The sequence below is a fragment of the Nocardia tenerifensis NBRC 101015 genome, assembly GCF_000308715.1.
In the GTDB taxonomy this organism is placed as follows: Bacteria; Actinomycetota; Actinomycetes; order Mycobacteriales; family Mycobacteriaceae; genus Nocardia; species Nocardia tenerifensis.
The window spans coordinates 1-10004 of sequence record NZ_BAGH01000324.1 but is presented as its reverse complement, the minus strand read 5'-3'; the positions used below and the strand labels follow the sequence as shown (position 1 = coordinate 10004).

At 69.5% G+C, this 10004-nt stretch carries 11 protein-coding genes and 1 pseudogene; 5 read left to right on the top strand and 7 right to left on the bottom strand.

What is annotated here, in order from left to right:
* Both ON39_RS26110 and ON39_RS26105 read left to right on the top strand, forming a co-directional pair.
* Positions 1 to 215 (top strand): GlgC family sugar phosphate nucleotidyltransferase (locus ON39_RS26110; RefSeq protein ID WP_506329725.1); only part of this gene is annotated, 215 nt, incomplete at its 5' end.
* A 152-nt stretch (positions 216 to 367) separates the two neighbouring features.
* Positions 368 to 706: a hypothetical protein gene (locus tag ON39_RS26105; RefSeq protein ID WP_040738370.1), complete on the top strand. Its 339-nt coding sequence runs from the start codon at positions 368 to 370 to the stop codon at positions 704 to 706.
* A 10-nt stretch (positions 707 to 716) separates the two neighbouring features.
* Here ON39_RS26105 and ON39_RS26100 read toward each other — a convergent pair whose 3' ends face one another.
* Entirely contained in the window at positions 717 to 1415 is a 699-nt protein-coding gene (locus ON39_RS26100) for a response regulator (protein WP_040738369.1), read from the bottom strand.
* A complete protein-coding gene (locus tag ON39_RS26095) occupies positions 1412 to 2995 on the bottom strand; it encodes a sensor histidine kinase (protein WP_040738367.1) in 1584 nt (527 codons plus the stop codon). The genes ON39_RS26100 and ON39_RS26095 overlap by 4 nt, the downstream gene beginning before the upstream one ends.
* 125 nt (positions 2996 to 3120) lie before the next feature.
* Between ON39_RS26095 and ON39_RS26090 the strand changes: the two genes are divergently transcribed.
* Positions 3121 to 4488 carry a cation:dicarboxylate symporter family transporter gene (locus ON39_RS26090; RefSeq protein ID WP_040738364.1) on the top strand — a complete coding sequence of 456 codons (1368 nt, stop codon included), beginning with the start codon at positions 3121 to 3123 and terminating at the stop codon, positions 4486 to 4488.
* Between the two features lie 58 nt (positions 4489 to 4546).
* Here ON39_RS26090 and ON39_RS26085 read toward each other — a convergent pair whose 3' ends face one another.
* Together ON39_RS26085 and ON39_RS26080 are read right to left on the bottom strand one after the other, a co-directional pair.
* Positions 4547 to 4762: a DUF4287 domain-containing protein gene (locus ON39_RS26085; protein WP_040738361.1), complete on the bottom strand. Its 216-nt coding sequence runs from the start codon at positions 4760 to 4762 to the stop codon at positions 4547 to 4549.
* 60 nt (positions 4763 to 4822) lie between these two features.
* On the bottom strand, positions 4823 to 5227 hold the full coding sequence (locus tag ON39_RS26080) for a DUF4267 domain-containing protein (protein ID WP_040738358.1): 405 nt from the start codon (positions 5225 to 5227) through the stop codon (positions 4823 to 4825).
* 102 nt (positions 5228 to 5329) lie between these two features.
* Here ON39_RS26080 and ON39_RS26075 point away from each other — a divergent pair, with 102 nt between their 5' ends.
* Entirely contained in the window at positions 5330 to 5920 is a 591-nt protein-coding gene (locus ON39_RS26075; RefSeq protein ID WP_040738356.1) for a TetR/AcrR family transcriptional regulator, read from the top strand.
* A gap of 86 nt (positions 5921 to 6006) precedes the next feature.
* Entirely contained in the window at positions 6007 to 7461 is a 1455-nt protein-coding gene (locus ON39_RS26070) for a phytoene desaturase family protein (protein ID WP_040738354.1), read from the top strand.
* Between the two features lie 7 nt (positions 7462 to 7468).
* Here the strand turns inward: ON39_RS26070 and ON39_RS26065 are convergent, their stop codons facing one another.
* From ON39_RS26065 to ON39_RS50805, 3 genes and pseudogenes are all read right to left on the bottom strand, one after another.
* Complete coding sequence (locus ON39_RS26065; protein WP_040738352.1) at positions 7469 to 8389, bottom strand: cation diffusion facilitator family transporter; 921 nt, start codon at positions 8387 to 8389, stop codon at positions 7469 to 7471.
* A gap of 98 nt (positions 8390 to 8487) precedes the next feature.
* On the bottom strand, positions 8488 to 9705 hold the full coding sequence (manA, locus tag ON39_RS26060; protein ID WP_040738350.1) for a mannose-6-phosphate isomerase, class I: 1218 nt from the start codon (positions 9703 to 9705) through the stop codon (positions 8488 to 8490).
* Positions 9705 to 10004, bottom strand: a pseudogene (locus tag ON39_RS50805) (tobH protein); the annotation flags it as partial. The pseudogene ON39_RS50805 and the gene manA, both read right to left, overlap by 1 nt.

Here is a 10004-nt window from a genome sequence, read left to right as displayed (position 1 = left end):
TCGTGTTCGACGGCGCGGTGATCGAGGCCGGCGCGACCGTCGAACGATCGATCATCGGCTTCGGCGCCCGCATCGGGCCGCGCGCGCTCGTGCGCGACGGCGTCATCGGCGACGGCGCGCACGTCGGCGCGCGCTGCGAACTGCTGCGCGGCGCGCGGGTGTGGCCCGGCGTCGAGATCCCCGACGGCGGGATCCGCTTCTCCACCGACGTCTAACGGCGAGAACGCCGGGGTGCCAACGGCTTTCGTGCGCACCCCGGTGGCGTGCCGGGAACCGGCGGCTATTCCGCGTCGCCGACGGTACCTTTGACGCACCTGAGCCCGGCTCGAGAACTGAGCCGGGCCGGAACTGTTGAGGAGAACGCTCTATGCGGAAGTCTTTGCCTCGGGTACTCGTCGCGGCCGTCTTCGCGGGGTCGATCGGCCTCGGCGCGGCCGGATTGCCGGCCGCCGCCGCGGCGCCGTCGATCTACGAGCCGAGTATCACTCCGTGCGGCCACCTGTTCCGGACGCCGTTCGAACCGGCCCGCCCGGAGGCCAGCGCCTACTGGAGCCCCTTCGGCACCGCCGACATCGTCTGCTACGACGCGGGTTTCGGCGTCAGCTACTACCAGCGCGACCCGTCGGGCCAGTGGCACGCGATGAACCAACTGATCCCGGGCAACTACTTCATCAACATCTTCGGCTACGGGCACCTGCCCGCTTAGAGATCGCCTGTCACGCTTTGGTTTTCCAGACGTAGCGGGTCTTCGGACGCCCTGCCCGGCCGTAATCCGAACGGCGGGTGACCAATCCGTCGTCGGCCAGCTTCTCCAGATAGCGCCACGCGGTGATGCGGGAGACGCCGATGGAGTTCGCGGTATCCGCGGCGGTGATGCCCTCCGGCGCGGCGCGCACGGTGCGCGAGATCTCGTCGAGGGTTTGCGGCGCAACGCCTTTCGGCGTCGTGGCCCGCTGGTCGGGGGTGCGCAGGGCGCTGAGGGCACGGTCGATGTCGTGCTGGGAGACCGCCGTCTCCCCGGCAGGCAGGGCGGTGCGGAACTCGCGGTAGCGGTCGAGCTTGTCGCGAAAAGCGGCGAAGGTGAACGGCTTCAAGAGATAGAGGACGACGCCGTGCGAGACGGCGGTGCGCACCATGGCGAGATCGCGGGCCGAGGTGATGGCGATGACGTCGGGGCGGGGAGCGAGCCCGGTCAGCGCCGCCGCGACGTCGAGGCCGCTGGCGTCGGGTAGCCCGATGTCCATGAGCACCAGGTCGATCGGCGTGCTCTCGGCGGCGGCGTCGGCGGCCGCACGCATCGCCTCGCGGCCGGTGTGCACCACCCCGACGGGCGTGAAGCCCTCGATGCGGTCCACATAGGCGCGGTGGGCCTCGGCGATGAGTGGCTCGTCCTCGACGATCAGCACTCGGATCACGGGGTGTCCTTTCGTGGAATCGTCACGGTGACCGCGCTTTCCGGGTGTAGTTCGGTACGGATGGTCCCCCCGTGCCGGGCCACCAGGCGGTGAACCAGTGCGAGGCCGAGCCCGTGATGGTCGGCCTTGGTCGAGTAACCGCGCTGCGAGGCCCGCGCGAACGTCTCCTCCGACATCCCGGGCCCGCTGTCGGCGACGCGCACGTACAACGCCGAATGATCTTCTGCGGAAACGGCTTCGGGAATGTCGCGGTGCCGGACGGTGACCTCGACCCACCCCGAGCTGCTCTCCGCCGCGGCGTCGATGGCGTTGTCGATCAGGTTGCCGACCAGGGTGACCGTCTCCTGCGGGGACAGCGGCTCTATCGAGTCGAGCGCGGTCTCCTCGGTGATGGTCAACTCGATCCCGCGCTCGGCGGCCTGATTCACCTTGCCGAGCAGCAGCGCGGCCAGGGCGGGGGAGCCGACCGCGTCCAGCAGTCGGTCGATGAGCGCCTGGGACAACCGCAGCTCCGAGGTGGCGAACTCGACCGCCTCCTGCGGGCGGCCCAGCTCGACCATGGTGATCACGGTGTGCAGCCGGTTGGCCGCCTCGTGCGCCTGCGCGTGCAGCGACTCGGCGAAGCTGCGCACGGAGTCGAGTTCGCCCATCACCGCGCGCAGTTCGGTGTGGTCGCGGATGGTCATGACGGTGCCGATCGGGCGCCCCTCCCAGGTGACGATGTCCTGGTTGACGAGCAGGATCCGATCGCCGGTCACGTGCATCTCGTCGCGGACCACGCCCCAGCTCATCTGCTGCATCGAGGTCGGCAGGTCGCCGCGGCGCACCTCGCCGTCGGGCAGCTCGAGCAGCCTGCGTGCCTCGTCGTTGACCACCTCGGCGCGCTCGCCCGCGATGCCGAACACCACGAGGCCCTCGTGAATCGAGTGCAGCACGGCGTCGTGCTGTTCGTACATTGCCCGCAGTTCGTCGGGCGCGAGCCCGTGCGTCTGCCTGCGCAGGCGGCGGCTCAGCAGGAACGACCCACTCCCGGAGAGCACCAGGCCGGCCGCCGCGACGCCGATGATCAGCGGCAGCTGCGTGGCGACCTGGTCGCCGATCTTGGCGCGGGTCACCCCGGCGGACACCAGCGCGACCACCCGGCCGCCGTCGTAGACGGGCGTCACGGCGCGGATGGAGGGGCCGAGGGTGCCGGTGAAGGTCTCGGTGAACGTCTCGCCGGACAGCGCGCGGTCGATGTTGCCGCTGAACGGCTTGCCGATCATGTCCGGGTTGGTGTGCGTGTAGCGGGTGCGGTCCGGCGCCATGACGACGATGAAGTCCATGCCGGTCGCGTTGCGGATGCGCTCGGTCACCGGCTGTAGTCGCCCGGTGGGGTCGGTCGAGTAGACGGCGCTCAGGGTCGACGGCGCCTCAGCAACGCTCACCGCGACATCCCTCACCTCGCGGGTGGTCGTGACATCGCTGTGGTGCCGCGCGTCGAGCACCGCGAGCACCGCGCCGACCGCGACCATCAGCGTCAATACGATCAGCTGAAGCGCGAAGGCCTGACCGGCCAGGGATAGCCGACCGCGTCTCACTAGCTGCTTTCCTCCGCTGAACGTAATGCACCAAACCGTGACCGGCGTCACCCGGACCGCCATCATTCTGCCTGGAAGGCGTGAGGCACCTCACGTCGGCACCACTTCGGAGGACATCAACTCGTATGAGCGAAGCAGCACCGGAAGCACCACCCCGGAAGCGGGACCGCACCCACTGGCTGTATCTGGCCGTCATTCTCGCGGTCATCGCGGGAATTCTGGTGGGTTGGCTCGCGCCCGGGTTCGGGCGATCGGTCGCTCCGCTCGGCACCATCTTCGTGAATCTGATCAAGATGATGATCGCGCCGGTCATCTTCTGCACCATCGTGCTCGGCATCGGCTCGATCCGCTCGGCGGCCACCGTCGGCAAGGTCGGCGGGCTGACCATCGCGTACTTCATGGCCATGTCGACCGTCGCCCTCGTAATCGGGCTCGTGGTCGGCAATGTGATCTCGCCGGGGACCGGCTTGGATGTCAGCGCGAACGTCAAGGCAGTCGAGCCGCTGACCAAGACCGCGCACAACGCGGGCGGCACCTGGGACTTCCTCACGAGCATCGTCCCGACGACCATGCTGTCGTCGCTGACCTCGGGTAGCACGCTGCAGGCGCTGTTCGTCGCGTTGCTGGTCGGGTTCGCGGTGCAGGCCATGGGCAAGTCCGGCGAGCCGATCGTGCGTGGCGTCGCGTTGCTGCAGAAGCTCGTCTTCCGCGTGCTCGTGATGATCCTGTGGCTGGCGCCCATCGGCGCGTTCGGCGCGATCGCGAATCTCGTGGGTAAGAGTGGTCTGGACGCCGTGCTGAAACTGGCAACGTTGATGATCGCGTTCTACCTGACTTGCTTGATCTTCGTGTTCGGCGTGCTCGGGGTGCTGCTGTGGGCGGTGGCTCGGGTGTCGGTGCTCAAGCTGGTCCGCTACCTGGCCCGCGAGTACCTGCTGATCCTCGCGACCTCCTCGTCCGAGTCGGCGTTGCCTCGGTTGATCGCGAAGATGGAGCACATGGGCGTCGAGCGAACGACGGTGGGTGTGGTTGTGCCGACCGGATATTCGTTCAATCTGGATGGCACTGCAATTTACCTGACAATGGCGTCTTTGTTCATCGCGGACGCGATGGGCAAGCCATTGAATATCGGCGAGCAGATCGGCCTGCTGCTGTTCATGATCGTCGCGTCCAAGGGGGCGGCGGGCGTCACCGGCGCGGGCCTGGCCACGCTCGCCGGCGGGCTGGAGAGCCACCGCCCCGAACTGCTCGACGGCGTCGGCCTGATCGTCGGCATCGACCGCTTCATGTCCGAGGCCCGCGCGCTCACCAACTTCTCCGGAAACGCCGTGGCCACCGTGCTCATCGGCGTCTGGACCAAGACCATCGACACCGACCGCACCAAGGAAGTGCTCGACCGCAAACTGCCCTTCGACGAACAGACCATGGTCGACAACGACCACGCCACGCAGCCGCAGCGGGAGCCCGACACCAAGGACCTGGTTCCGGCCTAGCCGCGCTGTGCAACACGAAGGGCCCGCAGGATCTGCGGGCCCTTCGCGCTGTCCTGGCTCAGGACGCCCACTTCTCCGGGTTGAGGTGGTGCTGGGTGAGCGCGGTGGCGTGGCCGTGGCCGAGCCCGTGCTCGGACTTCAGCCACTCGACGAGGGCCTTGTGCGCCGTCAGCCCGGACTCCCGCATCGCGGTTTTCCACTCGTCGATGCTGCGCCCGTACTTGGCCTCGATGGACGGAAAGTAGGACGCGGGCCCCTGCGGCTTGGTCGGCATGGCGTTGTCTCCTGTGTTCGTCGTGCGTTCAGCGGTATGGACGGAGCCGCGACGAGAAATTCATCGCGCTGTGTTCGTCGCCACCTGGTGTTCGCGCAACAGTAGGGCCCCGGTGAGGAAGACGAAGACGGCGGTGAGGCCGTGGATGCCGAAGGCGGCGGCGGGGGAGCCGTTCCAGCTGAGCACGGTGATCATGTCGCCCACGGGGACCAGGGCGATGACCAAGGTGACGATGCCCAGCGCGTAGCGCTGCTTCGCCGCGAGCAGAACCACGATGAGCACGCCGAGGACGGTGTCGCGCACGCCCTTCAAATTCATGAAGGCGACCGCATCCCCGTCCGGCCAGGCGGGCAGGCCGAAGCCGGGAGCGGTGGTGTCCGGAGTGATGAGGTAGCTGATGCCGATGTAAAGGATGAAAGCCGCGCCGACGAGGGACAGGGCGGTGGCGATGCGCGAGAGGGTCATGGTCGTGCTCCCAAGGTGTGATGCTCATGTCTAGCGGCGCTAGTTTCGCGAGCAACCATATCTAAGCCGCGATAGCTTGTCTAGCGCTGCTAGGATTTTGATATGAGTGCCCAGACGCGCAAGGAACGTGAACGAGCGGAACGCCATCAGCGGATCATCGATACCGCGCGTGAACTGGCGGAAACGCAGGGGTGGGAGGCGGTGACGGTGCGGCGGCTGGCCGAGCGGATCGAGTACAGCCAGCCGGTGCTGTACAGCCATTTCGAGGGCAAGTCGGCCATCGTGACGGCGGTGGCGTTGCAGGGCATCTCCGACCTGACCGTCGTGCTGCGCCAGGCGCACGCGGAGGCGACGAGCCCGGCCGACGCGCTGTCCTGCGTCACCCGGGCCTATCTGGATTTCGCCGCCGCGAACCCGGCCCGCTACGAGGCGATGTTCTCGATGAACGTCGACCTGATCTTCGGCTTGGACGCCCCGCAGCCGCTGATCGACGCGTTCGCGGAGCTGGAGGCCCTGTTCCGCCCGTTCGTCGACGAGGCGGACCTCGGCGCCCGCACCGAGGTGGCCTGGAGCGCGATGCACGGCCTCGCCACCCTCGACCGCGGCGGCCGCCTGCGGCCCGAGCTGCGCGAGCAGCGCCTCGCCATCCTGGTCGCCGAGTGGTTGGCCGCGGTGGGCGCGGACACCGCTTAGCCGCCGACTCGGATGCTCCGCGGACGGACACGGTGTCCTCGGACGCATTTCCGGAGCCGACGGAGGTCGATCGGTAGCGTGGGGACATGCCTGATGTTGTGGTCGTCGGAACCGGACCGAATGGTCTCGCCGCCGCGGTGATCCTGGCCAAGGCGGGACTCTCGGTGGAGGTGTACGAGGCGCAGGACGCGGCGGGGGGCGGGTCTCGCACGGCCGAGCTCACCCTGCCCGGCTTCCGGCACGACGTGTGCGCGGGCGCGCACCCGATGGCGTTGGCCGCCCCGTTCTTCCGCGCGTTCGATCTCGCGGCGCACGGGGTCGACCTGCTCGTGCCCGAGGCGTCTTTCGCGCACCCGATGGACGGCGGCACGGCCGGGATCGCCTGGCACGACCTGGAACGCACCGCCGACGGCCTCGGCCGGGACGGTGACGCCTGGCGTGCGCTGTTCGCACCGCTGGTGTCGCACTGGGAGGCCGTGGTCGGTCTCGCGATGTCGGATCTGCGCCGCCCGCCGAAGGATCTGCTGACCGCGGTGCGCTTCGGCCTGCGCACGCTCGAGCAGGGATCTCCATTGTGGAACACCAGGTTTCACGGCGAGGTCGCCGCCGCGCTGCTGACCGGCGTGGCGACCCACGCGATCACCCCGCCGCGCCGGGTGCCCGCCGCGGGCGCGGGGCTGATGCTCACCACGCTGGCGCACGCGGGCGGCTGGGTGATCCCGCGCGGCGGCAGCCAGGCCATCCCGGACGCGCTCATCGCCGAGCTCGAGCGCCTCGGCGGCCGGGTGCACACCGGCCGGCGCGTGGACTCGCTCGGCGAGTTCGACGACGCCCGCGCGGTGATGCTCGACCTGGCGCCCGCCGAGTTGCTCCGTATCGCGGGCCATCGCCTGCCCGATCGATACGCCAAGCGGCTCAGCCACTTCCGTTACGGCGGCGCCGCCTGCAAGGTGGACTTCGCGCTCTCGGGTCCGGTGCCGTGGCAGGCCGAGGGCCTCGACCGCGCCGGAACGCTGCACCTGGTCGGCACCCGCGCCGAGGCGATGGCCGCCGAACGCGCCGTCTCGGCGGGGCGGCATCCGGAGCGGCCCTACGTGCTGTCCATCCAGCCCGGCGTGGTCGACCCGACCCGGGCCCCCGAGGGCATGCACACGTTCTACACCTACGCGCACGTGCCGAACGGCTCCACCCGCGACGTCAGCGAGGCGATCATCGCTCAGGTCGAACGGTTCGCCCCAGGCTTCCGCGATCTGATCCTCGCCAAGCACGTCTACACGGCGGCCGAAATGCCCGCGCACAATGCCAATTACATCGGTGGCGACATCTCGGCGGGCGCGATGACACTGCGTCAGTTCGCCTTCCGCCCCACCCCGCGCTGGAACCCTTACGCCACACCGCTTCCCGGCGTCTACCTGTGCTCCGCGTCGACTCCGCCCGGTCCGGGCGTGCACGGCATGTCCGGGATGCACGCCGCCCGCCACGTGCTGCGCCAGCGCTTCGACATCACCACCGACCCGCTGGAACTACTGCGCCGGAACTGATCGCGGCCTAGACGGGCTGGGTGCGATAGAGGTCCGGCTCGAGGTACATGACGCGCGCCGCGGGCACGGCCGCCCGCACGCGCGCCTCGGCCTCGTCGATGGCCTCGGCGAGCTGGCCGACGTCGAGGCCGGGCACCGCCCCGATCTTGGCGGCCACCAAAAGCTCTTCCGGGCCGAGGTATTGGGTCTTGAGGTGGATCACGCGGTCGATGCGCGCGCCGTCGACCAGGTTCTCGCGGATGAGGCGGTCCTCGGCGGCCGTCGCGCCCTCGCCGATGAGCAGGCTCTGCATCTCGATGATCAGCACGATGGCGATGATGCCGAGCAGCACGCCGATGGCCATGGTGCCCACGCCGTCCCACACCGCGTTGCCGGTGAGCATGGTCAGCCCGACGCCCGCGAACGCGAACACCAGGCCGATCAGCGCGCCGGTGTCCTCGAGCAGCACCACGGGCAGTTCCGGGCTGCGCGAGTTGCGGATGAACCGCCACCAGCTCGCGTCGCCCTTGAGCGGCGCGGACTCGCGCATCGCGGTCATGAAGCTGTAGGACTCGAGCGCGATCGCGATGAGCAGGATGACGATCGCCACGAGCGGCGAGCTGAGCTCCTCCGGATGCTGGATCTTGTGCACACCCTCATAGAGCGCGTACCCCGAGCCTAGGGTGAACAGCACCAGCGCCACGACGAACGAGTAGAAGTAGCGATTGCGCGCGTAGCCGAACGGGTGTAGCGCGTCGGCCTCCTGCTCGGCGCGGCGCTGACCGAGCAGCAGCAGGGCCTGGTTGCCGGTGTCGGCGACCGAGTGCACCGCCTCGGCCAGCATCGACCCCGAACCGGTGATTATCGCGCCGATGAACTTCGCCGCGGCGATCCCCGCGTTCGCCGACAACGCGGCGAGAATCGCCTTCTTGCCACCACCAGCCGACATGCCCTGGACGTCCTCTCTCCGATGTGCCCGATCCTGGCTAACTTAGCGTGTACCGGCCTCGGTATACCCGATGCCCGACCGATCACCCGGTCGAGCGATCACACCTTGCCGACGCAGGCGCAGAAGAGCTGGGCCGCCCCGTCGAGCGCGCGGGCGCGAATGTCGGTGTCGGCGGCCGAGATCCACGCCGCCGCGCCGCGCTCCAGCGTCAGCTCCGATGCGCCGTGCAGTAGCCGTACCGACCCGGTCGTGCACAGCACGATGCCCGGCCCCGCCGCAGTGAGCGGCACCTGGGCCGAGCCCTCGGTCAGATCGAAGCGCCGCAGTTCGAACTCCGGCGCGGGCGTGCGGTAGCGCACCGAGCCGTCGCCCGCCGGCTCCGGGAGCACGACCGGCAGGTCGATCGGCTCGAAGTCGAGCACCCGCAACAGTTCCGGCACGTCGACGTGCTTGGGCGTGAGGCCGCCGCGCAGCACGTTGTCGGAGTTGGCCATGATCTCGACGCCGAGTCCGCGCAGGTAGGCGTGCAGGTTGCCGGCCGCGAGGAACAGGCCCTGCCCGGGTTCGAGGGTCAGCCGGTTCAGCAGCAGGGCCGCGAGCACGCCCGCGTCGCCGGGGTAGGCCTCGGCGAGCTCGAGGGTGGTGCGCGCCTCAGGGGTGAACTCGCGCTTGCCTTTTCCGGACAGGTAGCGCACACAGCCGTCGAGCACCTCGGGCAGCAGCGTCGCGAGCACGTGCTGCGGCAGCGTGATCCAGGTGGTGAACAGGGTGCGCAGGCCGTCGGAGTCCGGTTGCGCGGCAAGCAGTTCGGCGAACGAGGCGAGGCCGTCCACCTCGAGGGCCCGCAGCAGTTCGACGGTGCGGTGCGGCTCGCGGAATCCGGCGAGCGCCTCGAATCGGTCCAGCGCGACAACGAGTTCCGGCTTGTGGTTGTCGTCGCGGTAGTTGCGCATCGGCGAGTCGAACGGCACATTGGTGCGGTTCTCCCGCTCGAAGCCGGCGCGCGCCTGGGCGGTGCTCGGGTGCGCCTGTAGCGACAGCGGCTCCTCGGCGGCGAGGATCTTCAGCAGGAACGGCAGCTTGCCGCCGAATGCGTCCGCGGCGTCGCCCAATTCGCGCTTGGGGTCCTCGGCGACGAAGTCGAGCAGCGAGCGGGTGTGCGCGCCGATCCGGACGTGCGCGGGGTCGGCGGGGTGTGCGCCGAACCACAGTTCGGCCTCCGGATGTGCCGACGGAACGGGCCTGCCGCACAGCTGAGCGAGCGCGGTGCGCGAGCCCCAGGCATACGAGCGCAACGCACCAACGAGTTCGTGCACTAGTAGCTTCCCCCGAACTGCCCTCGGGTGTCGGCCGCGGAACCGCGGGTGCCGATCAGCCGCAGGTAGGCGGCGGCCATCTCCAGCCGCACCGCGAGCACGGCGAGCTGTTCGAGCTCGCCGCCCGCGCCGGGAGCGGGTTCCTCGGGGGGCGCGGGAGCGGGCACGGACGGGTCGACGAGTCCGGTGGGCAGCAGGTCGAGCTCGGCGCTCACCAGGTCGGCGTCGACCAGGCCGGAGTCCGCGCCGCCGAACACGGCGATGCGGCGGCGCGCGGCCGACTGGTCGGCGTCGGAGCT

Excerpts from the sequence above, each read along its gene's own strand:
- ON39_RS26090 (WP_040738364.1), top strand. The coding sequence starts at position 3,121 with ATGAGCGAAGCAGCACCGGAAGCACCACCCCGGAAGCGGGACCGCACC.
- ON39_RS26075 (WP_040738356.1), top strand. The coding sequence starts at position 5,330 with ATGAGTGCCCAGACGCGCAAGGAACGTGAACGAGCGGAACGCCATCAG.
- ON39_RS26105 (WP_040738370.1), top strand. The coding sequence starts at position 368 with ATGCGGAAGTCTTTGCCTCGGGTACTCGTCGCGGCCGTCTTCGCGGGG.
- ON39_RS26065 (WP_040738352.1), bottom strand. The coding sequence starts at position 8,389 with ATGTCGGCTGGTGGTGGCAAGAAGGCGATTCTCGCCGCGTTGTCGGCG.
- ON39_RS26070 (WP_040738354.1), top strand. The coding sequence starts at position 6,007 with ATGCCTGATGTTGTGGTCGTCGGAACCGGACCGAATGGTCTCGCCGCC.
- ON39_RS26080 (WP_040738358.1), bottom strand. The coding sequence starts at position 5,227 with ATGACCCTCTCGCGCATCGCCACCGCCCTGTCCCTCGTCGGCGCGGCT.
- ON39_RS26085 (WP_040738361.1), bottom strand. The coding sequence starts at position 4,762 with ATGCCGACCAAGCCGCAGGGGCCCGCGTCCTACTTTCCGTCCATCGAG.